Raw genomic sequence first — 25,895 nt, 5'->3', positions numbered from 1 at the left:
TTTCGGGGATGTCGGCCTGTCAGGTGGAATGATCGAGTTCGTCGAGTTCGATCATCCCGGCCTCCCCCGTCTGGGCAGGCGGGATAACCGGCATGGCCTGCTGCGTTGCCCTGTCACCCGGATGCAGCCTGCGGACCACGCCAAAGGCGGTCATGACCGCACAGGATCCGAACAGGACACACCCCAGCACCTGTCCCACCTGCACTCCGGCCGGGCCGAATTTCATGCCGAACCAGACGAACGGAATGGTGCCCAGCGTCGCCCGGCCCCAGTTGAACAGGGTGGAATAAAGCGGGAAACCCAGATTGTTGAAGGCGGAATTGGCGACAAACAGCATGCCGATAAAGACGTAACCGGCAATGGTCCAGTTGCAGAACAGGTGAATCAGCATCGCCGCCGTGCCCTGTGCCGAAAAGACCTGCACCACCATGTCCTGGGTCAGGAACAGGACAGCCCATGTAATCGCCACGCACAACGCCACCAGCCACAGGGACGCCACCAGCGTGGCGCGTACCCGGTCCAGCTTTCCTGCCCCCAGGTTCTGTGACATGATCGGTCCCACCGACCCTGTCAGGGCAAAGACAAAGGCGAACGCTACCGGCACGATCCGGTCGATGGTCGCCTGCCCCGCCACGGCGGCCAGGCCGAAGCTGGCCATGGCATGGGTGACGAACACCCCGCCGACCGGGGTCGCCAGATTGGTCAGGATGGCGGGCATGGCCACCTGCGCCACCAGCCGGGTATCCGTGATGACATGGGTGCGCACCGGCAGCGCCAGCAATCCATGACGGCGCGCGCACAGGAAACCCGCCACCGCCACCGCCAGACGTGACAGGATGGTGCTGATCGCCGCCCCCTTCAGCCCAAGCCCCATCACCACGATCAGCAGCGGATCGGCAATGGCCGAGATCATGGCCCCCATCAGGGTCACGTTCATGGAAATGCGTGCCGCCCCGATGGCGCGCAGCAGGCCCGAACATCCCATGCCCGCCGCGATCAGCGGCAGGCCAGGCGAGACGATCTCAAGGAAAAGGGTGGCCTGGCGGGCCGCTTCCCCCCTGGCCCCCAGCAGCGCAAGCAGTGGTGCCGCCAGCCATGCCGTGAACATACCGATCACCAGGCACGCGCCAATCATGAAAATCCCGAAGGAGGACGCGACCCGTTGCGCCTGTTCCATCCTGCCCGCGCCAATCAGCCGCCCGGTAATGGCCCCGATGCCGATGGACAGGCCGATGGACACGGCAATCTGCACATAGCTGATCACGCCCGAAAACCCGATGGCCGCGGTCAGCGCGGGATCCCCCAGCCAGGAGATGTAGAAAAGATTCAGCAGGTCGACAATGAAGACAGCCATGAGCCCGATGGCCCCGGTCCCCGCCATGACAACGACGTGGCGGACAATGTGCCCCGTGCAGAAGGCGGCTTTTGGTCGGGTTGCGGTATGTCCCCCCATTCGGGTGTCCTGTCTGCTGGCGTTCATACGGTCAGGCCAGAGCTGCCGCGATCTCTGGGTGCATGATGCGGGCCAATGAAATCTGGCACAAGGCCCATGTCGTGCCTGTCTTTCCCATGTAGCCTGAAAAAACATTGTGATGGCGCGTATATACTGTCAGCGCATTGTGCGGTGCAAAATAAACAGAATGATTGTGCAGTGCAAAAAAAGTAAAATTTCATTTTTATTTATATTTATGTTGACCAGTTAAAATAAGCATGGCATACAGAATCACACGAAGCGATCAGGCTTCCATAAATACAAAGAACATTCGGTAAAAATACCGAAATGGATGCAACACCCCCAGTGTCAGCATTCCACTGCAGGGTTCCCTCATGACGGGGGAACCCTGTTTTTTTGCGTATGGCATAAAATAACGGGGTGCCATCCGTCTTTTACGTATCTTGTCACCGTTGGCTTTCTCTACCCTGTTGCTGGTTTCCAAGCCTGTGGGGACCATTCCGTTTAGGGAGAAATACCAATGTCCAGACTGACTGCGGCCGAACGCAACGCCTTGCCGGATTCAGCCTTTGCCCTGCCGGGGCGGCGTTATCCGATACCCGATGCAACCCACGCACGTGACGCGCTGGCGCGCGCCAGTGAAATGCTGCATCGCGGTGACCTGACACAGCAGGAATACGATACCGTCGTCGCCCGCGCCCATGCCGTGCTGGAAGAGGAATAGTCACGCATGAAAAAGGGGCGCGGAAGTTTCCCTCCGCGCCCCTTCCGCGTGCCTTATGAAGCGATCAGGCTTCAGCCCGCCTTGTCCAGTTCAGCTTCAAGCTGCGGCAGGATGGTGAACAGGTCGCCCACGATTCCGTAATCTGCCACCTGGAAGATCGGTGCTTCGGGGTCCTTGTTGACCGCAACGATGACCTTGCTGTCCTTCATCCCGGCCAGATGCTGGATCTGGCCCGAAATCCCCATGGCGATATACAGTTCCGGCGCCACGATCTTGCCGGTCTGTCCGACTTGGTATTCGTTGGAAACGAAGCCCTTGTCTACTGCCGCACGTGATGCGCCGATTGCCGCACCCAGACGGTCAGCCAGTGGTTCCAGCAGCTTGAAGTTTTCTTCGTTCAGCATGCCGTTGCCGCCCGATACGACCACGCGGGCGGATTCCAGTTCCGGGCGTTCGGACTTCGACAGTTCGGTGGCGATGAAGGTCGATCCACCCGGGCCCGCGGGCAGGGCCACTTCCTCGATCGTGGCATTGCCGCCTTCGCTTGCAACCGGGTCGAAGGAGGACGCGCGGACCGTGATGATCTTTTTCGCATCCGCCGACCTGACCGTCGCCAGCGCGCTACCGGCATAGATGGGACGGACAAAGGTATCGGCGTCATTGATGGCGACGATATCGGGGATCGGCTGTACATCCAGCAGGGCGGCCGTGCGCGGCAGGACGTTCTTCGCCGTGGCCGAGGACGCAGCCAGGATATGCGTGTAACCCGCCGCCAGTTCCGCCAGCAGGGCCGCTACCGGCTCGGCCAGTTCGCTGTTGCCGGTGGTGTCGGTCACCTGCAGCACCTTTTTCACGCCCGGGATGGCGGCGGCGGATTTTGCGGCGGCAGCCGCGTCCGGCCCGGTGACCAGCACATCGACATCACCCAGCCGGGCTGCGGCCGCAATGGCGGAACGCGATGCCTGGCGGATCGCCCCGCCTTCATGATCCAGATAAACGAGTACGGTCATGATCAGATCACCTTTGCTTCGTTACGCAGACGCGACACCAGTTCCGCTGCCGAGTCGAGCTTGATCCCCGCCTTGCGTTCCGGCGGCTCGGCAACCGAGACCACGCTCAGCCGCGGCGTCATGTCCACGCCCAGATCGGCAGGCGTGATCTTTTCCATCGGCTTCTTGCGCGCCTTCATGATGTTGGGCAGCGAGGCGTAGCGTGGCTCGTTCAGGCGCAGGTCGGCGGTGATGATGGCCGGCAGCGCCAGCTTCACGGTCTGCGACCCGCCATCGATCTCACGCGTGACGGTTACCGCGCCATCGGCTACTTCCACCCTGGAGGCAAAGGTGGCCTGCGGGCGGCCCAGCAGGCCAGCCAGCATCTGCCCGGTAGCGTTCATGTCATCATCAATGGCCTGCTTGCCAAGGATGATCAGGTCGGGCTTTTCCTTTTCCACCAGTGCCTTGAGCACCTTGGCCACCGATAGCGGCTCGGTCACCACATCGGTTTCCACCAGGATGGAACGGTCGGCGCCCATGGCCATGGCCGTGCGCAGCGTGTCCTGCGCCTTGGGCTCGCCAATCGAAACCGCGATGATTTCGCTCACCACGCCTTTTTCCTTCAGGCGCACGGCTTCCTCGACCGCGATTTCATCAAACGGATTCATGGACATCTTGACGCCGGCGGTTTCAACACCGGAACCATCGGCTTTCACTCGCGGCTTGATGTTGTAATCAATCACGCGCTTAACGGGTACAAGAACCTTCATTGCATATTTGCCTGTCTGTCTTCGGATAAGGGCAATCGGTGTGGCGGATACATACCGTACCCGCCGCATGATTACATCCCGCCGGGATAGTTCGGGCCGCCTGCCCCCTCCGGCGTGACCCAGTCGATGTTCTGGGCGGGGTCCTTGATGTCGCACGTCTTGCAGTGGACGCAGTTCTGCGCGTTGATCTGCAGGTGCGGGTCCGTGGCCTCATCCGCCACTTCATACACGGCCGCCGGGCAGTATCGGCTTTCGGGCGAACGGAAGACATCCCAGTTCACCGTCTTCCACAGCGACATGTTGCGCACCTTCAGGTGGACCGGCTGGTCTTCTTCATGGTTGGTGCTGGACAGGAACACCGAGGACAGGCGATCGAACGTGATCTTGCCATCGGGCTTGGGGTAACTGATCTTTTCCGAAATCGAGGCCGGTTCCAGCACTTCGTTGTCGCCGTGGCGCGTATGCAGCGTCCATGGCGCACGGCCACGCAGCAGCATGGCGTCGATGCCGGAATACAGCGCGCCGCCCTTCATGCCGAATTTGGCGAAGGCTGGGCGGATGTTGCGCACCGAACGCAGTTCCGTCCACAGCCAGGAATCCCGGATGCGGCGGGTATAGGAACCCGGTTCCACCCGGTCCGTCGCCAGTGCTTCCGCCACGGCTTCCGCCGCCAGCATGCCTGACTTCATGGCCGTGTGGGTGCCCTTGATCTTGGGCACGTTCAGGAAGCCCGCCGTGTCACCGATCAGCGCCCCGCCGGGGAAGGTCAGGCGCGGGATCGACTGGATCCCCCCTTCGGACAGCGCACGCGCGCCATAGGCGATGCGGCGTCCGCCCTCGAAATACGGGCGGAAGGCCGGATGCAGCTTCACGCGCTGCATTTCATCAAACGGGGACAGCCAGGTGTTGGGATAATCCAGTCCCGTGACAAAGCCGTAGGATACCAGGTTGTCACCAAAATGGTACATCCACGCCCCGCCATAGGTCCGGTCATCCAGCGGCCAGCCAAAGCTGTGCTGCACCAGGCCGGGGCGATGCATTTCCTTGGGGATTTCCCACAGTTCCTTGATGCCCAGCCCATAGGTCTGCGGGTCGACGCCCTTGCGCAGGTTGTACATCGCCGTGACCTGCTTGGTCAGCGATCCACGGCAGCCTTCGGCGAACAGCGTGTATTTCGCGCGCAGTTCCATGCCCGGCGCGTAATTGTCGCCCGGCTGGCCATCGCGGCCGATCCCCATGTCACCCGTGGCGACGCCGGTTACCCGGCCGCTGTCATCCACCAGCACTTCCGCACCTGCGAAACCGGGATAGATCTCGACGCCCAGTTCCTCGGCCCGGCCCGCAAGCCAGCGGCAGAAATCGCCCAGGCTTACGATATGGTTGCCGTGGTTGCTCATATGCGGCATCACGCGGTCAAGGAACGGGATTTCAAGGCTGCCCTTCCGTGTCAGGTAGAGCATCTGCTCCTCTGTCACGGGGGTGTTCAGCGGGGCCCCTTCCTCGCGCCAGTGCGGCAGGAGTTCCGCCAGCGCGCGGGGTTCGATCACGGCGCCGGACAGGATATGGGCGCCAATCTCGCTGCCTTTTTCAATCAGGCAGACGCTGGCATCGGGGGCTACCTGCCGCAGCCGGATTGCCGCCGCCAGGCCCGATGGGCCGCCGCCGACAATAACGACATCAAATTCCATAGTCTCGCGCGGGGTCTCGCTCATACCTCTGTTGTCCTCTTGCGTCATGACCGGGATGACATGGGATGAATGGGATTACATTTTATAACTGTGCTTCCTAGAACCGTTTGGGGCGCGAATAAAGGCTTGTTGCGCATTCCGTGCCCTACGGGCGTGCAATGGCGGTGCGTTTACACTGCCTGTATCCTGCGGGCCAGTTCCTCCGTCGCCCGCCATTCGGGGCCGACGTAATTGACGATCAGCGTCCTGCGGGTGGCGGCCAGCGGGCGGGGGACGAAGCCGTGCCACGATTGCGCGGACGGAATGAACAGCAGCCCCGAGTTGAACACGCCCGAAGCCCGTGCGACGGGGTCGCCCCGTGGTGTCATGAGGTCCGTTCCCCATTCCGCCGCCTGCGCCCCCATGGACAGCGAAACCAGCAGCGTGAGCCGCTTGGCCCCGATATCGGTATGGGGTTCCAGCCAGAACCCATCCGTATCAAGGCATAGTTCAAGCCGCAGGGCCGCGTTTTCAAGGTGCGCGCCGCATATGTCGGTAAAGGCGGCGCGGGTCTGTGCATTGTCGAACAGGTCCGCCAGTTGCGCCAGCGCTGTGCCGGCCGCCTGCAGGGCCGGGGTGATGAACAGCCGGTGCCCGTTGCGGCCCGCCCGCTGTCCGCCACTGTCGCCACCCATGAAATGTGGATCCGGGACCCATGCCACCAGCGCCGCGGCCACCGGGGCGGGCAGCACGTCATATAGCTGCCAGTGCGCAAAGGGCCGTGGCGTGACCGGTGTGGCGGCAAGGGCCGCGATGACGCAATTCGTTTCCATGAATGGATATTCTGCTGCTTGGGCCATTTTGCCACAGGGGGCTGCTGCCTGTGGTTACAGGGCGCTGGCGTGGCGGGTGGCGCTGTCGGCCGTCAGGTAGCGGTCAAAGACAGCCGCGACGTGGCGCACGAAACTGCGCCCCTTTTCCGTAACCCGTACCTGCTGGTCCGCAATGTTGACCAGCCCGTCTGCCACCATGGGCGCAAGACGGGACAGTTCGGGGGCAAAATGGCTGGCAGGCAGGTGATGCTGCGCACAGACCTGCCCCAGATTGACCTGCATGTCGCACATCACCTGTTCTATGATCGCGGCGCGGATGTGATCGTCCGGTCCCAGGCGCACGCCACGCACGACGGGTAGCGTGTCCGCGTCTGCGGCCATGAGCCGGGCATAGGCGGCGGATGATACCGCATTCTGCGTCATGCCGCCGGGCAGCGAGGAAATGGCCGATGCCCCAACCCCGATCAGGTTTGGCGCGCTGTCGGTGGTATAGCCCTGAAAATTACGGTGCAGGGTGCCCGTGGCCAGGGCGCGGGCCATGCTGTCACGCGGGCTGACGTAATGATCCAGCCCGACCGGCAGGAACCCTTCGTCACGCAGGGTCGCGTCAATCGCCGCGCGCTGGGCAATGCGTGCCTGCGGGCCGGGCAGGTCGCCCACCGGCATCAGGCTCTGGCGTTTCTGCTTCCATGGCACATGCGCGTAACCGAATACCGCCAGCCGGTCCGGGCGCAGGCTGGCCACCGCGCGCGCCGTACGCGCGACACCTGCCGCATCCTGCCGTGGCAGGCCATAGATCAGGTCGATGTTGATGGAGTCCACCCCGGCATCCCGCAGGGCGTTCAGGCAGTCGCTGGTCTGTTCCCAGCTCTGGATCCGGCCACAGGCGTCCTGCACGTCCGCGTCAAGATCCTGCACGCCCATGCTGGCACGGTTGAACCCGAGTTCATGCAGCAGGGCGGGATAGTCGGGGGGAAGATGACGGGGATCGACTTCGATGCTGATTTCAGCATCCGCGGCAATGTCGAAATCCCGGCGGATGGCCTGCATCACGCGGCGCATGGCGCTGCCCGGCAGGGTCGTGGGCGTGCCGCCACCCCATTGCAGGTGAGTGACACGGCGACCGGGGCCGATCAGGGCGATGATGCGGCGCAGTTCCTCATGCAGCAGGGCGGCATAGGCGGCCCGGGCATCCACATTGCGCAGCACGGCGGTATTGCACCCGCAGAACCGGCATAGCGTGTCACAGAAGGGAACATGCAGGTAAAGGGAAACCGGCTGGTCCGCCGGGAGGGAGGACAGCCATACGCGGCTGTCCTGCGGCCCCACCGCATCACTGAACTGCGCTGCGGTGGGGTAGCTGGTGTAACGCGGCAGGTTGCCCCCATAGCGGGAAAGCAGGGAACTGTCCGCCGCGTTCATGCCATTAGAACCGGTAGGCGATACCGGCGGAAACGACGGTCGGATCCAGCGAGTCGTGGGCCGTGACATGCACGCTTTCGCTGGAGTTTTCAGCCCATGCGTGCATGCGCACGAACATCTGCTTCACGTCGAAGTTGAAGAACCAGTTGCCAACCAGCTGGTAATCCACACCGGCGTTGATGGACGGGCCACCGGTGAAGCCGGAGTTCAGCTTGCTGGTCAGGCCGTTGTTCGCAGCACTCATGTTGTGGAACCACATGAACGTGCCGCCAACACCCACATACGGGTTCAGGCGCTTGTGCGGACGGAAATGCCACGCGACGGTCACCGTCGGCGGCAGCACCCATGCGCTGCCCACGTCAAGCTTGCCGCCCACGGCACCGCCTTCGGCCGCCACTTCATGACGGGTGCTGGTCGCGATCAGGTCCAGCGAGATGTTGTCGGTCACGAAGTATTCGAACGTCAGTTCCGGCATGACCTGGTTGGTGGTCTTAATCCGGGTGCCAGCCAGTGGCGCGCCGTTGGCCCAGACGCGGCTGTCGCGATCTTCGGGCAGCACGCCCACAGCGGACAGGCGGATCATGAAGTCACCCTTGCCCAGGCCGATCTTGGTGGTCGAGCAGGTCTGGAAGATCCCGCAGTGACCCTTGGGCTGTGCCACGGGCACGGGCTTTGCCAGCGGTGCGTTGACGTAGGTGGAGGGAGCTGTCGTCTGCGCATGGACCGCGACAGGGGCCAGTGCCGTGGCGCCCAGTGCTGCCGACATGGCGAGTTTACGGATGTTCTTCATCGTGAGCAGACCCTAGTTTATTCCGGCTGGCATGCAGGCGGGATCGTTAAGAATGTTCAATTTGATTTGTCAGGTGCAGAAATCACGCCCACCTTACATTCGGCTTTGATATGAATCAATCAGGATGGGTGAAGTATTTCCTTATTATGGTCCAGCCTGACTGTTCTTTCGGTAATGTGGCTTGTTGAACACAGTTTCCGGACCGTGGTGTCCTGATTTAGCACCCGGTTACTATGGGACAGCGTGCGTATTGCATCACACCCCATTTCGCGGGCCAGTGTTTCCATGGCGGGCAGCAGTGCATCAATGATCTTCTGCTGGTGGGTACAGGACAGGGTCAGGATGTAATCCGCCGTCAGCGTGTCGCCCGAATACAGGTCGAACCCGCGGCGGAAGGTGGCCATGGCGCAGGGTGGCCGGCCGGGGCCGTAATGGGCGACCAGGATGCCTTCATGCACGCGTGTTCCCGGCCGGGCCATCCTGCGTCCGATGCGTATCCAGTCCCGCAGCGAGATATGCGGCAGCGATATCCGGATCAGGGGATAAAGGAGCGGCACATCTGTACGGTCCAGTCGTCGGACCATAGGCGGGGGGACGGCCTGCACGCGTCGGATTTTCCTCAAAGGCTTGGGGATTTTTCTGTGATACGTGTCTGTTTACCCGATATTTCCCGGCGGAATGCATTGATTTACATCAAACCATCCGCCATACTCGGCGCTCTTGGCAAATGCATTAGTGTATTTCTAGGGAGCCAGGCATGTCCGGTTACTTCGGCGCCGGAACGCAGGCGCCTGAAAGTGATTAGGAATAATTATGTCGGATATGCCTTCGTGTCAGTTTGAATCGAGGCCTCGGCGTATCGTCATCGGCGCGGGTGGTGCACAGACCGATTTCTGCACGACATGCAGCGTCCGGCCCACCAGCGTATGCAGCGTGATCGGGCCGGATGACATTTCCCGCCTGTCCGAAGCGGCGGTGGAAACCATCATTCCCCCCGGTCGCGGCTTTATCGAGGAAGGCGCGCCGGCGACCGACTTTTTCAATGTCACCTCCGGCACGGTCAAGCTGTTCAAGGCATTGCCTGATGGACGGCGCCAGATCACGGGTTTCGCCTCACCGGGGCATTTCCTCGGCCTTGCGGTGTCGGACAATTACGCCTTTGGCGCGGAAGCGGTGGATACGGTAAGGGTATGCCGTTTTTCACGCGACAAGATGGCCGACCTGCTGGATGATTTTCCCAAGCTGGAACGCCGCCTGCTGGAAGAGGCGTCCAATGAACTGGTCGCGGCCCAGAACCAGATGCTGCTGCTGGGACGCAAGACCGCGCGTGAGCGCGTGGCCAGCTTCCTGCTGGACCAGATGCACGCAAGCCAGCTGCCCGGTCAGGAAAATGGCGGCCGCCTGCACCTGCCCATGACGCGGGGCGATATTGCCGACTACCTTGGCCTGACCATCGAAACCGTCAGCCGCACGCTGAGCTGGATGCGCAGCCAGGGCATGATCGAAGTCGGCAAGGGCTATGCCATCACCATCCTGTCGGTGGCGAAGCTTGATGTGCTGGCGGCGGGCAATAGCTAATCATCTTCAGCCGGCCTGTCGTCGGACAGGTCGGCTGCATCCGTAAAGAGCGGTTTGGGTGGGGTGGTGCGCGCCGGTCCCCCCACGATGTGGCCGATCGGGGTCAGGATCTCCACATGGTCACAGATGATCTTGAAGACCGCCAGCAGGGGCACGGACAGGAACGCCCCGAAAATACCCCACAGCCAGTCCCAGAACATCAGTGACGCCATGACCAGCACCGGGTTGAGCGTGAAACGACGCGCCAGCACCATGGGGGTGATCGTCTCGCCTTCCGTCAGGTGGATGCACAGGTAAATGGCGGGTGGCAGCAGCGCCTGCCACGCGGACGGGTAAATGAACAGCCCCACGAGGAAATAGATGATGATCCCCATCATCGGCCCGATAATGGGAATGTAGTTCAGCAGGAACGCCATGACCCCCCACAGCAGCGGGTTGGGCATGCCCAGCAGCCAGCACTGCACCATGTTCACCAGTCCGACCAGGCTGTTGATGATGGTGATGGTGGCCAGGTACTGCGAGACATTGCGTTCGATCTGGTAGGCGATCTGTACCGTGCGGCGCTTGTCGGCAAAGGTGGGCATGATCTCCACAAAGCGGCGCAGCAGGCTGTCCCCCTGCGCCAGCAGGAAGAACAGCATCAGGATCATGGTGAAGAACTGGCCCATGAATGCCTGCGTGCCCAGCAGGATGGAGGAACTGAACCGGTCCAGCCCGCCCCCGCCGGGGTTCGCGACCACAATGACATGCCCGTCAGGCGTATCGGTCACGGATGCCGGGTGGTCCACGTGGCCGCCCGCAATGGTCATGAAATTGTGGATGCGGTCGGATGCGCTGTTCAGTAGCTGGAACGGACCGCGCAGGAAGGCCAGCCGTTCCTGCAGCGTATTGATCGCCTCTGGCGCGCGTTCCAGCCAGCCGGTGGCGGGCACGGAAATGGCGGTGCCCACCGCGCCGACGACACCGAATACACACAGGATCAGGCACAGTGCGGCCAGCGGCTTGGGCAGATGCAGGCGCGTATGCAGGAAGCGCAGCGGCGTGGACAGCAGCAGGTTCACCACCAGCGCCAGGATCATGGGCAGGATGATGGCGGATGCGAAATACAGGGTGTAGAAAACCGCCAGTACACTCAGCAGCAGCAGGCAGGCGGTGCGTGTGTCGATGCGGCTGTGGCGCATGACCTCTATGGCGCGCTGCTGCTGTATCTGTTCGTAAGAGGGCTGTTGTGGTGGGGTTGGCTCTGTCTCGGGCGGCATCAATCAGGTCCTGAGGTAGTGCTGGCGTGGCCCCAATGGGTTTGGCGTTTCCTGTGCCCGCTTGTCATTCGTATCGTACCAATCCGTTCCTTATGGCGATATATGAAAGGCAGGACCAAGGTTTTTGGCACATTCCCGCTACGCAGCCATTGCAGGGGCGGGGGCCGGGTACACGCTAACGTGAATTTTTGGACCCCATATGGCGGGAGACGGTACTTGAAAGCACGATTGGACAGGGGTCAAATACCGTAAGACGAAGGCTTGCTGCCTTCTGGAACTGCAATCAATGGAGAGTCCCATGGCCTGGAATACCCCCAAGATCGTTGAAGTCCCCCTGGGCGCCGAGATCAACAGCTACGTCTGCGGCGAAAAGAAGTAAGGAACATCGCCGCCTGTCTCGCACAGGCGGCGATTTTCTTTTACAGTCTGCGTCCATGATCGACATTATCGTTCTCGGCGCGGCGGCGGGTGGCGGATTTCCGCAATGGAATTCCAATGCTCCCGGTTGCAGGCGGGCCAGGGCCGGCGATCCGGCAGCCCTGCCCCGCACACAGGCTTCCATCGCCATAAGTGGGGATGGAAAGAACTGGTTCGTGGTCAACGCTTCCCCTGACCTGCGGACCCAGATAAACCAGACCCCTGCCCTGCATCCCAGCGAAGGCCTGCGTTCAACGCCCATCGCGGGTGTCATCCTGACGGGTGGCGAGGTGGATACCATTACCGGGCTGCTCACCCTGCGTGAACGCCAGCCCTTTACCCTGCTGGCCACGCCCGAAGTGCTGTCCATGCTGGATGCCAATCCCATTTTTGAAGCCCTGAACCGCGCGGTCGTGACCCGCACGCCCATGGGACTCGACGAACCACTGGCGCTGAAGCTGACCGATGGCACGCCCGCGGGCCTGACCGTCGTGCCGTTCGCGGTACCCGGCAAGGTGCCGCTTTATGCCGAGTCCGGGCCTGATCCGGCGGCAATCTGTGAAAATGGCGAAACGGTCGGGCTGGAAATATCCGATGGTAGCCATCGTGTCTGTTTCGTGCCGGGCTGCGCGCGCATGACCGATAACCTGCGGGTGCGCCTGCGTGGTGCGGACGCCGTGTTCTTTGACGGCACGCTGTGGGTCGATGACGAGATGGTTCGTGCGGGCCTGGGTGAAAAGACCGGCCGCCGCATGGGTCACATGTCCATGGATGGCATGGATGGTACCATCGCGGCCCTGCGTGACCTGGGCATCAAGCGCAGGATTTTCATACACATCAACAATTCCAACCCTGTCCTGCTGGCGGACTCGCCCGAACGTGCCCAGGTCGAGGCGGCGGGGTGGGAAATCTCCCATGACGGGATGAGGATTACGGCATGAGCGGAAAACTGCTTTCCCCCGATGAACTCGAGGCCGCGCTGCGCGCCATCGGGGCGGAACGCTACCATAACCTGCACCCCTTCCATCGTGCGCTGCATGACGGACGGCTGAACCGTGCGCAGGTGCAGGCATGGGCGCTGAACCGCTATTATTACCAGGCCAGCATCCCGGCCAAGGACGCGACCCTGCTGGCCCGCCTGCCCACGGCGGAACTGCGGCGTGAATGGCGCAGGCGGCTGGTGGACCATGATGGTGACGCACCGGGCACGGGCGGCGTCGCGCGCTGGCTGAAGCTGACCGACGGGCTGGGGCTGGACCGGACCTATGTGGAGTCGCTGGAGGGGCTGCTGCCCGCCACCCGTTTCGCGGTGGATGCCTATGTGGCTTTCGTGCGCGACCGTTCCATCCTTGAAGCCATTGCCTCGTCCCTGACCGAACTGTTCTCGCCCACCATCATAAGCGAGCGCGTGGCGGGCATGCTGCGGCATTATGATTTCATCACGCCCGAGACGCTGGCCTATTTCCAGCCGCGCCTGACACAGGCCCCGCGTGATTCCGATTTCGCGCTGGGTTATGTAAAGGAACATGCCCGCACGCCCGAACAGCAGAAAGCGGTGCTGGATGCGCTGAAGTTCAAGTGCGGTGTCCTGTGGGCCATGCTGGATGAACTGGAATACGCCTATGTCAATCCAGGCCGCATTCCCCCCGGCGCCTTCCGTCCGGACGCGGCATGACCACCACGGACCTGACAGACGACAGCATCATCCGCTTCGCGCGCGGGGTCCGGCTGCAGCATGACCGCGTGCGTGAACGGTGGATCATACAGGCCCCGGAACGGGCCTTCATACCCGACCCCATTGCAGCCGAGGTGCTGAAGCTGGTTGATGGCACGCGCACACTGGGCCAGATCGTGGCTGAACTGGCCACCCGGTTTGCAGCCCCGGTTGATGTGATCGGCCGGGATGTCCATGTCATGGTCAGTGACCTTATTACCCGGCAGGTGCTGGTGGCATGACAGAAACCATTCTTTCCCCCATGAGCCTTCTGGCGGAACTGACGCATCGCTGCCCGTTGCAGTGTCCGTACTGTTCCAACCCGATCGCACTTGAACCCCGCCGCAACGAACTGTCCACGCAGGACTGGATCAGCGTGCTGGATCAGGCTGCCGAAATGGGCGTGCTGCAGGTCCATTTCTCCGGCGGGGAACCGATGAGCCGCCCGGACCTGCCGGATCTGGTCCGGCACGCGGTGGGGCTGGGGCTGTACACCAACCTCATCACGTCTGGCGTGCTGCTGAACGAAAAGACCTTTCCCGCGCTGGTCGATGCCGGGCTGGATCATGTCCAGCTGTCTTTTCAGGATATTGATACCGCCAATGCCGAACATGTGGGCGGCATGAAGGGCGCTCAGGCCCGCAAGATGGCAGCGGCAGGACTGGTGGTGGCGGATGGCATGCCGCTGACGCTGAATTTCGTCATCTACCGCGAAAACGCCGCCCGCGTGCCGCAGATGCTGGCGGCAGCGGTGGAAATGGGTGCCCGCCGGGTCGAGATCGCCCATACGCAGTATTATGGCTGGGGGCTGGCCAATCGCGCGGCCCTCATGCCCACGGCACAGCAGCTTGAACAGACCACGCAGGCCGTGGAGGCCGCACGGGAGAAATATGCAGGTCGCCTGACCATAGATTACGTGACGCCGGATTATTACGCGGACCGTCCCAAGCCATGCATGGGGGGCTGGGGACGCCGGTTCATCAATATCTCCCCGTCCGGCCGGGTGCTGCCCTGTCATGCGGCCGAGACGATCCCCAATGTCGCCTTCCCTGATGTGCGCCACGACACGCTGGCGCATATCTGGCGCGATTCCCCGCTATTTTCCATGTTCCGGGGTACGGACTGGATGCCGCAGCCCTGCCGTAGCTGTGACCAGCGCGAAAAGGACTGGGGGGGCTGCCGTTGCCAGGCGCTGGCGCTGGCGGGCGATGCTGCGGCGACCGATCCGGTGTGCAGCCGCGCGCCCGATCATGAACGGGTTGTCAGGGTGCTGGAAACCCTGCCTGCCGAACCACCGCCCTTCCGGTATCGTCGGTACGCGCGTGCTACGGATGAGGTCGGCTGACCTCCGCCTTCACGTCCACCCGGGGCAGGCAGATCACGAAACGCGCGCCCTGCACGTGACCATCGGCGTCAATGCGGTTTTCCGCACTGATGGTGCCGCGCAGGGCTTCGATGATCTGCTTGCTGATGGACAGGCCAAGACCTGAATGCTGCCCGAAATTCTCGCTGCTGGGGCGTTCGGAATAAAAACGGTCGAAAATGTTGTCCAGCTTGGCCTGCGGAATGCCGGGGCCATCGTCACTGACCGCAATTTCGACCATGCTGCCCGCCGGCACCGCGCTGAGCAGGATCTTGCCATCAGGCGGGGAAAAGGAAATCGCGTTGCCGATCAGGTTGCGCAGCACCTGCACCAGCCTGTCTTCCACCGCAAGGACGGTCAGACGCCGTTCCGGGCTGTCGCCACTGCTGGCCACGGCCATGTAGGGCTGTCCCGGCTGGCGGGTCGCCTGGTGTATTTCCGTCAGCACCGACAGCAGCGGCACGATGGCAATCGGTTCGGCCCGGGCACGCGACAGTTCCGCATCCACGCGGCTGGCATCGGAAATATCGGTAATCAGGCGGTCAAGTCGTCGCACGTCATCATTGATGATCGACAGCAGCCGTCGCTGGCGTTCGGGATCGTCGATGCGCAGCAGGCTTTCAATGGCCGAGCGGATGGAGGACAGCGGGTTCTTGATTTCATGGCTGACATCGGCCGCAAACCGTTCAATGGCGTCCATGCGGGCCCATAGCGCGCTGGCGCTGTCCTGCAGCGCACGGGCGACTTCCCCGATTTCATCACGTCGCGCCAGCAGGCGTTCGGGCACCATGTCCGTCCGGTTGGAGGATTCGCGCATGGTATGGGCCGACGCCGCCAGCCGCAGCAGCGGGCGCGCGATGGTCAGCGACAGGTACCATGACAGCAGGATGGTCAGCGCCAGCGCCATGAGGAACAGCGACAGGATGGACGACCGCACGGCAAACAGCGAACGGTCCACGTCACGCGCTTCGCGCGTAAGCTGGATGATGCCCACTGTCGTCCGCCCGTCATGCATCACGGGTTCGGCCACCGTGACCATAAGCTGGTGGTTGGCATTGCGGCGGATATAGGGCGGGATTTCCATGACCCGCGTGCCATCAGGCTGGGTCACGGGCTGGATGGAGGGGTCGGAATCCGGCGTGTCCAGCGTCATGATCCGCTCACCCGACAGGGTGGGCAGCTGCGCCAGAAGCCAGTTGTACAGCCGTTCGCCCATGTTGACCGATGGGGGGTACAGGAGCGAATGCTCGTCATCTTCCGCCGGTGGCGGGGGCAGCCTGCCCGCATCGCCATGGTGGCCGGCCTGTTCCACGCGGCTGTCCGCCACGACCTGCCCGTCGGGGGCGAACAGGCGGGCATGCGCGCTGGGGCTCGGTTCCGTCAGGCGCAGCAGCAGCGGGCGGGCCAAGGTGGGTTCCAGCGTGACATCACGGCGGGAAATGATGACGGCGCTCTGTCCCAGCGCGCCGGCATAGATACGTGCCTGTTCACGCAGTGCCGAGACCTCGGCTTCCAGCAGGCTGTTCTGGAACTGCGTCAGGTACAGCAGCGTCAGCGCCAGCAGCCCCAGCGGGAGTGTATTGACCAGCAGGATACGCCGCATGAGCGGCGAGACCAGCCGGGTGCGGTATTCCATGAATTCCGCGACCGCGTTCCTGCCCTCCCCGCTCCACCGGCGCGGGATCAGACGGCGCAGTCGGGGGGGCACTGCAAATGGGAGGGAAAGAACGGGACGCGGCATCCGGCTGGATCATTCTTCCTTGTAGCGGTAGCCGATCCCGTACAGGGTCTCGATCTGGTTGAATTCCTCATCAACCTGGCGGAATTTCTTGCGCACGCGCTTGATGTGGCTGTCGATCGTGCGGTCATCGACATAAATGTTCTCGCCATACGCCGCATCGATCAGCTGGTCGCGCGACTTGACCAGTCCCGGGCGCGCCGCCAGCGCCTTGACCAGCAGGAATTCGGTCACCGTAAGCTGGATGTCGCGCCCGTGCCACAGGCACTGGTGGCGTGTTTCATCCAGCGACAGCCCGCCGCGCACCATGGTGCCGGTGGGGCTTACGCCCGCGGCCTCGCTGCGGCTGACTTCATTGCGGCGCAGCAGCGCGCGGATGCGCTCAAGCAGCAGGCGCTGGGAAAAGGGCTTGGTGATATAGTCATCCGCCCCCAGCCGCAGGCCCATGAGCTGGTCCACTTCCTCATCCTTGGAAGACAGGAAGATCACCGGCAGCTGCGAGCGCGCGCGCAGGCGCTGGAGCAGTTCCATCCCGTCCATGCGCGGCATCTTGATATCCAGCACCGCCAGATCCGCCGGCCGTGACGACAGACCGTGCAGCGCGCTTTCGCCATCGGTATAGGTGCGGACGATGAATCCCTCCGCCTCCAGTGTCATCTGCACGGAGGTCAGGATGTTCCTGTCATCGTCAACCAGCACGATCGTCTGTTTCGTTGGCTCCATGGGGGCTCTCTTTTCGCTCCTCTGCCGGATGGGGGGGCATGTCTGCCGGTTCCTTGTCCGGCGCACGTATGTACCATAGCGTCATATCCGCCCGCATGTCATGAGGGGATGCGGGCATCCTGCTTCACTGGAACGCCGCTGGCGTTCCGGCTGTTCCATCGGATCGGGACAAGTTGCGCAAAAACGGCATGCCTGCCGGGAGCGCAATGCCTTGTCCATTGGCCAGCCGTTACCTACTTGTAAGAGCATGAGCGAGAACACAGACCCCAACCCCTTTGCCAATGCCGCAACCGGCGACGGCACACCCAATCCCGCGACTGATGAGCATTCCGGCCATGCGCCGGAGGCCGAAGCCGGGCACGCCGCGGTCGATCCGCGCGTGGCCGAACTGGAGGCCGAGGTCGCGACCCTGCGTGACAAATGGGTCCGTGCGGAAGCCGAGACCCAGAACGTCCGCAACCGCGCCAAGCGCGAGGTGGAAGACGCCCGGCAGTACGCCGTGCAGAAATTCGCCAAGGATGTGGTCGAGGCGGCTGACAACCTCAAGCGCGCGGTGGCCAGCCTGCCCCAGCCCACCGAGGGCGAGGACAGCATCCTGACCCGCATGCGCGAAGGGATCGAAAGCACCGAGCGGTCGTTCATCGGCATTCTGGAACGCAATGGCATCAAGGCGGAAGACGCGAAGGGCAAGCCCTTTGACGCCAACCTCCATCAGGCCATGGCGGAACAGCACAGCGACGAACACGCCCATGGCACCGTGATGGAGGCATGGACCCCCGCATGGACGCTGCACGGGCGGCTGCTCAAGCCGGCCATGGTTGTCGTGTCAAAGGGACCGGCGCAGGCAGGGTGAAATCGTTTCCGCGCACGCCTTCAGGCCCTTGAAAGCTGCGCGGGGGCTGCCTACATCGGATGGTAACAGCGGTGCTGCCGGGTGGATGTGAAACAGACAGTCCGCCCCGTCACCGGACGATATGAAAGAAAGGGTCTGTCCCGATGCTTCGGGTCAGGACAGGCCGCTGAAAAGGAGAGTATCTGAATGAGCAAGGTTATCGGTATCGACCTTGGTACGACCAATTCCTGCGTTGCCGTGCGCGAAGGCGACGAGACGCGGGTTATCGAGAACAGCGAAGGCGCACGTACCACCCCGTCCATGGTGGCGTTCACCGATAACGGCGAAATGCTGGTCGGTCAGGCGGCGAAGCGCCAGGCGGTCACCAACCCGGCCAACACCCTGTATGCGGTCAAGCGTCTGATCGGCCGCCGCTATGACGATCCCACCGTGGCGAAGGACAAGGAACTGGTCCCCTACGCCATCGTAAAGGGCGACAACGGCGACGCATGGGTCGAGGCACAGGGCAAGAAATACGCCCCCGCGCAGATTTCCGCCTTCATTCTGGGCAAGATGAAGGAAACTGCCGAATCCTACCTGGGCGAGAAGGTCACGCAGGCCGTCATTACGGTGCCCGCGTACTTCAACGACGCACAGCGCCAGGCCACCAAGGACGCCGGCCGTATCGCCGGTCTGGAAGTCCTGCGTATCATCAACGAACCGACCGCTGCGGCGCTGGCCTATGGCCTGCAGAAGAAGAACGGCGGCACGGTTGCGGTCTATGACCTTGGCGGCGGCACGTTCGACGTGTCCATCCTCGAGATCTCCGACGGCGTGATCGAGGTGAAGTCCACCAACGGTGACACCTTCCTCGGCGGTGAAGACTTTGACGCCCGCATCATCGGCTTCCTGGCTGACGAGTTCAAGCGTGAGCAGGGCATCGACCTGCGTCAGGACAAGCTGGCCCTGCAGCGCCTGAAGGAAGCGGCCGAAAAGGCGAAGATCGAGCTGTCCTCCTCCAAGGAGACCGAGATCAACCTGCCGTTCATCACGGCTGATGCATCCGGCCCAAAGCATCTTGTGGTGAAGCTGACCCGCGCGAAGCTGGAAAGCCTGGTGGACGACCTGATCCAGCGCACGCTGGAACCCTGCCGCGCCGCAATGAAGGACGCGTCGGTTTCCGCTGGTGAGATTGACGAAGTCATCCTGGTCGGCGGCATGACCCGTATGCCCAAGGTGATCGAGGCCGTTAAGGAGTTCTTCGGCAAGGAACCCGCCCGCAACGTGAACCCCGACGAAGTGGTCGCCATCGGCGCGGCGGTTCAGGGCGCGGTGCTGCAGGGTGACGTCAAGGATGTGCTGCTGCTCGATGTGACGCCGCTGTCGCTGGGTATCGAGACGCTGGGTGGCGTGTTCACCCGCCTGATCGACCGCAACACGACGATCCCGACGAAGAAGAGCCAGACCTTCTCGACCGCGGAAGACAACCAGAGCGCCGTGACCATCAAGGTCTATCAGGGCGAGCGTGAAATGTCTGCTGACAATAAGCTGCTGGGCACGTTCGACCTGACCGGCATCGCCCCCGCACCGCGTGGCGTGCCGCAGATCGAGGTGACGTTCGACATCGACGCCAACGGCATCGTGTCCGTCTCGGCCAAGGACAAGGCGACCGGCAAGGAACAGCAGATCAAGATCCAGGCTTCTGGTGGTCTGTCCGAGTCCGACATCGAAAAGATGGTGAAGGACGCCGAAGCCAATGCCGCCGCCGACAAGGCGAAGAAGGAACAGGTCGAGGCCCGTAACCAGGCCGAAGGTCTGACCCATCAGGTCGAAAAGTCCCTGAGCGAAGCAGGCGACAAGGTTCCGGCGGCTGACAAGACGGAAGCGGAAGCAGCGATTGCCGAAGTGCGCAAGGCACTGGAAGGCACCGATGCCGAAGCCCTGAAGACGGCGACCGATCGCCTGACGCAGGTTGCCATGAAGGTTGGCGAAGCTGTCTACAAGGCAGGCCAGGCCGAAGGCGCACCGGGTGCTGCCGGCGCTGCCCCGGGCGGCGCGCCGAAGGACGAAAAGGTTGTCGACGCCGACTTCGAAGACGTGGACGACTCCAAGAAGTCCTGATCGCCGCAAGGCGTCATACAGGCTCCGGAATGAGGGGTGGACCTTCGGGTCCGCCCCACCTTCCACCAAGGTGGCGCCCGTGCTTCTGTGAAGGCGGGCGCTTTTCATATTCTGCCCAGCAACAATATCTGGAACGCGAGGATCGTGCCGCGAGGATGTCGGGCGATCGCGTTTGCTAGAGGACCCACATGGCCACCAAGATAGATTATTACGCAGTCCTTGAAGTTTCTCGCGATGCCAATGGTGACGAGATCAAGCGGGCGTATCGCAAGCTGGCCATGAAGTACCACCCCGACCGGAATCCCGGGGATACGGATGCGGAAAACAGGTTCAAGGAAATCAACGAAGCCTACGACGTGCTGAAGGATGACCAGAAGCGCGCGGCCTATGACCGGTTCGGCCATGCGGCGTTCGAGGGCGGTGGCCCCGGTGCTGGCGGCTTCGATTTCGGCGGTGGCGGCCTGGGTGACATCTTTGAACAGATGTTTGGCGACATGATGGGTGGCCGGCGTGGTGGCCGCCGCTCGGGTGCCGACCTGCAGGTGCAGGTCACCATCACCTTTGCCGAGGCCTTTTCCGGCGTTAAGAAAAAGATCACCGTTCCCACCCGCGTCACCTGTGAAAGCTGTGACGGCACCGGTTCGGCGGACAAGGATGCGAAGCCCGAAACCTGCCCATCGTGCCATGGCGCGGGCAAGGTGCGCGCACAGCAGGGCTTCTTCTTTGTGGAACGTCCCTGCCCCACCTGTCATGGCTCGGGCCACCTGATCCGTAATCCGTGCAAGGAATGCCACGGCACAGGCACGGTGGAAAAGAACCGTACCATCGAGGTCGCGATCCCCGCCGGCGTGGAAGACGGCACCCGCATCCGTATTTCTGGCGAGGGGGAATCCGGCGGCAAGGGCGTGCCCGCGGGCGACCTGTATGTCCATGTATCGGTCGAACAGCATGCGATCTTCCAGCGCGATGGCGCCAATATCTACTGTCGCGTGCCCGTGCGCATGGCGCAGGCGGCCCTGGGGACCGAGATCGAGGTACCGGTCGTTGACGGGTCACGCACCAAGGTGAAGATCCCGGCGGGAACCCAGACGGGCGAACATTTCCGCCTGCGGGGCAAGGGTTTTTCGGTCCTGCGGTCTTCCGCGCGCGGGGACATGTATATCCAGGTCGTGGTGGAAACGCCGCGCCACCTGACCAAGCGCCAGCGTGAACTGCTGGAGGAATTCGAGGGCGACGGCGCAGGCCATGCCAAGGGCAGCCCCGAAAGCACCGGTTTCTTCAGCAAGGTGAAGGATTTTTTTGAAGGCAAGCTGTAAACCTGCCCTTTCCCCCGCCCTGTCATGACGGGGCGGCAGTTGAAATGACTGATTATTCAGGTGTAGGGTCATCATACTATTCATGGTGAATCCCCCCCAACTTGCACCATGGATAGGCTCAGGCGGCGCGATCCCCCGGTCGCGCCGCTATTTCTATATCTGGACTGGTGGAGAAGACTGCATGGACGCGCAGCCATTGCGTATCGGGATCGCGGGCCTGAATGGGCGTGTCGGTCGCCTTCTGGCGGAAGAAGTGCCATCGGGTGGCGCCGTGCTGGCCGGGGGCACGACGCGTAATGGTCAGACGGTCGTTGGGATCGACTGTCCCGTTTATGCCGATATTGCCGGACTTGCGCGCCATTGCGATGTCGTGATTGATTTCACCCACGCCGATACGGTCATCCCGCATGCCACGGCACTGGCTGAAAGCGGGATCGCATGGGTGCTGGGCACGACCGGCCTGTCGCCGGTCCAGCAGCAGGCTGTCGATGCGGCGGCGAAAAGGATCGCGGTCGTGCAGGCGGCCAATTTTTCCCCCGGTGTCACGCTGGTCACCCGGTTGGCCCGGCAGATGGCCGCCGTCCTGCCCGGCAGCGAATATGATGCCGAGATACTGGAAATGCACCATCGGCAGAAGGTCGATGCCCCGTCCGGCACGGCGCTGGCCATGGGCCGCGCGGTGGCTGAAGGCCGTGGAATCCGGCTGGAAGACCATATCGAAAGCGGTCGCGATGGCCATACCGGCCCGCGTGCCGATGGGGCGATCGGGTTTGCCGCCCTGCGTGGCGGGCAGATCGTGGGCGAGCATTCCGTCATTTTCACATCGGGGCATGAACAGATCAGCCTGACCCACCGGTCCTTTGACCGCCGGGTCTATGCGACCGGGGCCGTGCGGGCGGCGCGCTGGCTGCGGGCGCGCGTGGCGGGTCTTTATAATATGGAAGATGTACTGGGGCTGGAACGCCCGGCGTAACCGGGGTACGGGGCCCGCGCCCTGCGAGGGTGGTATTCAGGGAAATGGCTTGACGCCTGACCCGGTTTCCGCCAAACGCATGCGATCGTACGCCGGGTTCCGCAGGCGTTATTTCTCCTACTCCATACGAGGCAGACAGGACCATCATGCGTAATAAAGGCGATTTTCTGTTTACATCGGAATCGGTATCCGAAGGGCATCCCGACAAGGTCGCCGACCGGATCAGTGATACCGTTCTTGATGCATTCCTGACCGCAGACGGTGAATCGCGCGTTGCGTGTGAAACAATGGTCACCACCAACCGCATCATCCTGGCTGGTGAAGTCCGTGGCCCGGCCTCTGTCACCCCTGACCTGCTGATCCAGGGTGCGCGCGACGCGGTGAAGGATATCGGCTACGACCAGGCCGGTTTCTCATGGCGCAATGCCGAGGTGGAATACTACCTGCACGCACAGTCCGCCGATATCGCCGTGGGCGTGGACAGCGCGGGCGAGAAGGACGAGGGCGCTGGTGACCAGGGCATCATGTTCGGCTTCGCCACGCGTGAAACCGAAAGCCTCATGCCCGCGCCGCTGTTCTACGCGCATGACATCCTTCACCGCGTGCGTGACCTGCGCAAGGCGGGTGATCCGCGCGCCGCGGCCCTGCAGCCCGATGCCAAGAGCCAGGTCAGCCTGCGCTATGTCAATGGCAAGCCGGTTGGCGCGACCTCCGTCGTGATTTCCACCCAGCACGTTGAAGGGGCCAGCCAGGCCACCATCCGTGAGGAACTGGGCAGCATCGTGCGTGATGTCCTGCCGGAAGGCTGGATGCCGCCGGAAGACGAATTCTACGTCAACCCCACCGGCGTCTTTGTCATCGGTGGTCCGGATGGTGATTGCGGCCTGACCGGGCGCAAGATCATTGTGGATACCTATGGCGGTGCGGCACCGCATGGTGGCGGCGCGTTCTCGGGCAAGGATCCGACGAAGGTTGACCGCTCGGCGGCCTATGCCTGTCGCTACCTGGCGAAGAACGTCGTGGCCGCAGGCCTGGCCGATCGCTGCACGCTGCAGATTTCCTATGCCATTGGCGTGTCCCACCCGCTGTCGGTCTATGTTGACCTTGATGACACGGGCAAGGATGTGGACGAGGCGAAGCTGGGTCGTGTGCTGCGTGAGGTCATGGACCTGTCCCCGCGCGGTATCCGCAAGCACCTGCGCCTGAACCGCCCGATCTACACCCAGACCTCCGCCTACGGCCATTTCGGCCGCACGCCGGATGCGGCGAAGGACGATTTCACGTGGGAACAGACCGATCTGGTCGACGCCCTGCGTGGCGCGTTCAACCGCTAAAAAACAGGAAAGGTTTTTGGGTGCCGCCTTTTTTTAAAAAGGCGGCGTTCCGTGAAGCTTTTTGAAAAAAGCTTCACCAAAAACTTTTTGACGATCTGGCGGGTTCATGAATCCGTCCGCTTTGGCCTATAACGTGCCGGAGCCATTGGGGGCCTGCCGTGACTGCTTGTAAAAGCCGGTCATGGCGGCCCCCGCTGTGTTTTTCAATCATGCCGTGCGGCGTGCGCCACGGCAGCAGGAGCAGGATTTTCGGACATATGACGGCCTCCGTGGATGTAAAGGCATCGCCTGACCGGCTTTACGGACGCCAGCGCGGCCATCCGCTGCGCCCGCGCCAGCAGCGGCTTCTGGACCAGACACTGCCGCGCATGCGTTTTCCCGAGGCGGCGATACCGGACCCGGCGTCAGCTTTCGGGCATGCGCCCGGACAGATCTGGCTGGAGGTCGGCTTTGGTGGCGGCGAACATTCGCTGGCCCAGAATGCCGCCCATCCGGATGTTGGCTATATCGCGTGCGAAGTCTTTGAAAACGGGTTGTGTTCCCTGCTGTCCCGCGTCGTGCCGGATGATGAGGAAGCAACCGCGCCCGTCCCGGACATGCTGCGGATCTGGGATGAGGACGCGCGTATCCTGCTGCGCGGCCTGCCCGATGCGTCGATTGACCGCCTGTTCCTGATGTTTCCTGATCCGTGGCCCAAGTCCCGCCATGCGAAGCGGCGTTTCGTCCACCCCGAGACGGTGAAACTGGCCGCCCGGATCCTGCGTCCCGGCGCGATCTGGCGCGTGGCCAGTGACGATCCGACCTATCAGGCATGGGTCGAGGAAGTGATGGGCGCGCAGGACCTGTTTGACACCGCGCCACCCGCCAGGGTGCGCCCCGACGGCTGGCCGCCAACCCGTTACGAAGCCAAGGCGCTGAAGGCGGGACGCCAGCCCTTGTACTGGACCTTCATCCGGCGCTGAAGGACTGTCTGGAAAAGCTTCTAGTGTCCTGATTCTGAAGTTTCGCTGATTTTGGTAGTACGGAGGCAGAATCGCTTGACGGCCTGCAGGATGTCGTCGGCGGATCTGGTCCATTTGAAGGGCTTGGGCTGTTCGTTATGGACGGCGATGAAAGCCCTGATGTCGGCCTCCAGGGCTTCGGTCGAACGGTGAATGCCGCGCCTGATCTGCTTTTCAGTGACGAGAGCGAAAAACCGCTCCACCTGATTGATCCATGAGGCCCCGGTCGGCGTAAAATGAACGTGCCAGCGCGGGCGCCTGGCCAACCAGTCACGGATCAGCTTCGTCTTGTGGGTGGCATAGTTATCCATCACCAGATGGATATCGAGGTCAGTCGGCACATTGGTTTCGATCTGGTCAAGGAATTTGCGGAATTCCGTGGATCGGTGCTTCGGATAACACTTTCCAATGATGGTGCCGGTGGCAATGTCGAGAGCTGCGAACAGTGAGGTCGTACCGTGGCGGGTATAGTCATGTGTCCGCCGCTCGACCTGGCCGGGCCGCATCGGGAGCATGGGCTGGCTGCGATCCAGCGCCTGGATCTGGCTCTTCTCATCCACGCACAGTACCAGCGCACGCTCCGGCGGTGCCATATACAGACCAACGATGTCGCGGACCTTCTCCACGAAGAGGGGGTCGTTCGACAGTTTGAAGGTCTCTGTTCGATGCGGCTGTAACCCGAACGCTTTCCAGATGCGATGGATCGTTGACGGTGCATATCCCACGGCCTGTGCCATCGAGCGCAGCGACCAATGCGTAGCACCGCGCGGGGTTTCTTCCAGTGTCCGGCGGATCGTCTCCGCGATTTCCCCGTCGCCGATCGAGCGTGGTGTCCCCGGCCGGGGTTCATCGTAAAGCCCGTCCAGACGGTCCGT

General features: G+C 62.5%; 25 protein-coding genes. 13 read left to right on the top strand and 12 right to left on the bottom strand.

Going from position 1 to position 25,895, the window contains the following annotated elements:
• Positions 1–19: 19 nt before the first annotated feature.
• Positions 20–1,453, bottom strand: coding sequence for an MATE family efflux transporter (locus GEU01_RS03190; RefSeq protein ID WP_019084913.1), 1,434 nt, complete (start codon positions 1,451–1,453; stop codon positions 20–22).
• Positions 1,454–1,973: 520 nt separating this feature from the next.
• On the opposite strand from GEU01_RS03190, the gene GEU01_RS03185 reads away from it, so the two are divergent.
• Positions 1,974–2,177 (top strand): hypothetical protein, encoded by a 204-nt coding sequence (locus GEU01_RS03185; RefSeq protein ID WP_010508629.1) that lies wholly within the window; start codon positions 1,974–1,976, stop codon positions 2,175–2,177.
• Positions 2,178–2,248: 71 nt separating this feature from the next.
• On the opposite strand, the gene GEU01_RS03180 is transcribed toward GEU01_RS03185, so the two are convergent.
• The 7 genes from GEU01_RS03180 to GEU01_RS03150 form a co-directional block, all read right to left on the bottom strand.
• Positions 2,249–3,187 carry an electron transfer flavoprotein subunit alpha/FixB family protein gene (locus tag GEU01_RS03180; RefSeq protein WP_010508628.1) on the bottom strand — a complete coding sequence of 313 codons (939 nt, stop codon included), beginning with the start codon at positions 3,185–3,187 and terminating at the stop codon, positions 2,249–2,251.
• Between the two features lie 2 nt (positions 3,188–3,189).
• Positions 3,190–3,939, bottom strand: a complete 750-nt coding sequence (locus tag GEU01_RS03175; protein ID WP_019084912.1) for an electron transfer flavoprotein subunit beta/FixA family protein — start codon at positions 3,937–3,939, stop codon at positions 3,190–3,192.
• 71 nt (positions 3,940–4,010) lie between these two features.
• Positions 4,011–5,651, bottom strand: coding sequence for an electron transfer flavoprotein-ubiquinone oxidoreductase (locus GEU01_RS03170; RefSeq protein ID WP_010508626.1), 1,641 nt, complete (start codon positions 5,649–5,651; stop codon positions 4,011–4,013).
• A 146-nt stretch (positions 5,652–5,797) separates the two neighbouring features.
• Positions 5,798–6,439 (bottom strand): 2OG-Fe(II) oxygenase, encoded by a 642-nt coding sequence (locus GEU01_RS03165; RefSeq protein WP_042710766.1) that lies wholly within the window; start codon positions 6,437–6,439, stop codon positions 5,798–5,800.
• A 54-nt stretch (positions 6,440–6,493) separates the two neighbouring features.
• Positions 6,494–7,861 carry an oxygen-independent coproporphyrinogen III oxidase gene (gene hemN / locus GEU01_RS03160; RefSeq protein ID WP_019084910.1) on the bottom strand — a complete coding sequence of 456 codons (1,368 nt, stop codon included), beginning with the start codon at positions 7,859–7,861 and terminating at the stop codon, positions 6,494–6,496.
• Positions 7,862–7,865: 4 nt separating this feature from the next.
• Positions 7,866–8,651, bottom strand: a complete 786-nt coding sequence (locus GEU01_RS03155) for an OmpW/AlkL family protein (protein WP_019084909.1) — start codon at positions 8,649–8,651, stop codon at positions 7,866–7,868.
• A 119-nt stretch (positions 8,652–8,770) separates the two neighbouring features.
• Positions 8,771–9,235 (bottom strand): hypothetical protein, encoded by a 465-nt coding sequence (locus GEU01_RS03150; protein WP_019084908.1) that lies wholly within the window; start codon positions 9,233–9,235, stop codon positions 8,771–8,773.
• 229 nt (positions 9,236–9,464) lie between these two features.
• Here GEU01_RS03150 and GEU01_RS03145 point away from each other — a divergent pair, with 229 nt between their 5' ends.
• The gene (locus tag GEU01_RS03145; RefSeq protein WP_010508619.1) at positions 9,465–10,229 is read left to right on the top strand and encodes a Crp/Fnr family transcriptional regulator; all 765 of its coding nucleotides are present in this window, start codon (positions 9,465–9,467) and stop codon (positions 10,227–10,229) included.
• Here the strand turns inward: GEU01_RS03145 and GEU01_RS03140 are convergent.
• Positions 10,226–11,488 (bottom strand): AI-2E family transporter, encoded by a 1,263-nt coding sequence (locus GEU01_RS03140; RefSeq protein WP_373321365.1) that lies wholly within the window; start codon positions 11,486–11,488, stop codon positions 10,226–10,228. The genes GEU01_RS03145 and GEU01_RS03140 overlap by 4 nt on opposite strands.
• Before the next feature lie 298 nt (positions 11,489–11,786).
• Between GEU01_RS03140 and pqqA the strand changes: the two genes are divergently transcribed.
• Genes pqqA through pqqE form a run of 5 tightly spaced genes read left to right on the top strand, consistent with a single transcriptional unit; the run spans position 11,787 to position 14,964 of the window.
• On the top strand, positions 11,787–11,867 hold the full coding sequence (pqqA, locus tag GEU01_RS22245; protein ID WP_010508617.1) for a pyrroloquinoline quinone precursor peptide PqqA: 81 nt from the start codon (positions 11,787–11,789) through the stop codon (positions 11,865–11,867).
• 55 nt (positions 11,868–11,922) lie between these two features.
• Positions 11,923–12,846 (top strand): pyrroloquinoline quinone biosynthesis protein PqqB, encoded by a 924-nt coding sequence (gene pqqB / locus GEU01_RS03130; RefSeq protein WP_019084906.1) that lies wholly within the window; start codon positions 11,923–11,925, stop codon positions 12,844–12,846.
• Entirely contained in the window at positions 12,843–13,580 is a 738-nt protein-coding gene (gene pqqC / locus GEU01_RS03125; RefSeq protein ID WP_019084905.1) for a pyrroloquinoline-quinone synthase PqqC, read from the top strand. Before pqqB ends, pqqC begins: the two co-directional genes overlap by 4 nt.
• Positions 13,577–13,861 carry a pyrroloquinoline quinone biosynthesis peptide chaperone PqqD gene (gene pqqD, locus GEU01_RS03120; protein WP_010508613.1) on the top strand — a complete coding sequence of 95 codons (285 nt, stop codon included), beginning with the start codon at positions 13,577–13,579 and terminating at the stop codon, positions 13,859–13,861. The genes pqqC and pqqD overlap by 4 nt, the downstream gene beginning before the upstream one ends.
• A complete protein-coding gene (gene pqqE / locus GEU01_RS03115; RefSeq protein WP_010508612.1) occupies positions 13,858–14,964 on the top strand; it encodes a pyrroloquinoline quinone biosynthesis protein PqqE in 1,107 nt (368 codons plus the stop codon). Before pqqD ends, pqqE begins: the two co-directional genes overlap by 4 nt.
• Here pqqE and GEU01_RS03110 read toward each other — a convergent pair.
• Both GEU01_RS03110 and GEU01_RS03105 read right to left on the bottom strand, forming a co-directional pair.
• Positions 14,945–16,723 (bottom strand): stimulus-sensing domain-containing protein, encoded by a 1,779-nt coding sequence (locus GEU01_RS03110; protein WP_026018463.1) that lies wholly within the window; start codon positions 16,721–16,723, stop codon positions 14,945–14,947. The two genes, pqqE and GEU01_RS03110, sit on opposite strands and share 20 nt — an antisense overlap.
• A 9-nt stretch (positions 16,724–16,732) precedes the next feature.
• Positions 16,733–17,443, bottom strand: coding sequence for a response regulator transcription factor (locus tag GEU01_RS03105; protein ID WP_010508610.1), 711 nt, complete (start codon positions 17,441–17,443; stop codon positions 16,733–16,735).
• A gap of 247 nt (positions 17,444–17,690) precedes the next feature.
• Between GEU01_RS03105 and GEU01_RS03100 the strand changes: the two genes are divergently transcribed.
• From GEU01_RS03100 to trmB, 6 genes are all read left to right on the top strand, one after another.
• On the top strand, positions 17,691–18,296 hold the full coding sequence (locus GEU01_RS03100) for a nucleotide exchange factor GrpE (RefSeq protein ID WP_010508609.1): 606 nt from the start codon (positions 17,691–17,693) through the stop codon (positions 18,294–18,296).
• A 186-nt stretch (positions 18,297–18,482) separates the two neighbouring features.
• Positions 18,483–20,396, top strand: coding sequence for a molecular chaperone DnaK (gene dnaK / locus GEU01_RS03095; RefSeq protein ID WP_019084902.1), 1,914 nt, complete (start codon positions 18,483–18,485; stop codon positions 20,394–20,396).
• 188 nt (positions 20,397–20,584) lie between these two features.
• The gene (gene dnaJ, locus GEU01_RS03090) at positions 20,585–21,712 is read left to right on the top strand and encodes a molecular chaperone DnaJ (protein ID WP_010508607.1); all 1,128 of its coding nucleotides are present in this window, start codon (positions 20,585–20,587) and stop codon (positions 21,710–21,712) included.
• A 181-nt stretch (positions 21,713–21,893) separates the two neighbouring features.
• On the top strand, positions 21,894–22,685 hold the full coding sequence (gene dapB / locus GEU01_RS03085) for a 4-hydroxy-tetrahydrodipicolinate reductase (protein ID WP_019084901.1): 792 nt from the start codon (positions 21,894–21,896) through the stop codon (positions 22,683–22,685).
• Between the two features lie 146 nt (positions 22,686–22,831).
• Entirely contained in the window at positions 22,832–24,019 is a 1,188-nt protein-coding gene (gene metK / locus GEU01_RS03080) for a methionine adenosyltransferase (RefSeq protein WP_010508604.1), read from the top strand.
• 257 nt (positions 24,020–24,276) lie between these two features.
• Entirely contained in the window at positions 24,277–24,981 is a 705-nt protein-coding gene (gene trmB / locus GEU01_RS03075) for a tRNA (guanine(46)-N(7))-methyltransferase TrmB (RefSeq protein WP_019084900.1), read from the top strand.
• Between the two features lie 20 nt (positions 24,982–25,001).
• Here the strand turns inward: trmB and GEU01_RS03070 are convergent.
• Positions 25,002–25,895 (bottom strand): IS630 family transposase (locus GEU01_RS03070; RefSeq protein ID WP_019084899.1); only part of this gene is annotated, 894 nt, incomplete at its 5' end.

Source organism: Komagataeibacter europaeus LMG 18890, assembly GCF_000285295.1.
Taxonomy (GTDB): domain Bacteria; phylum Pseudomonadota; class Alphaproteobacteria; order Acetobacterales; family Acetobacteraceae; genus Komagataeibacter; species Komagataeibacter europaeus.
The sequence above is the reverse complement of the archived record's forward strand: the minus strand, read 5'-3'. Positions and strand labels throughout refer to the sequence as shown.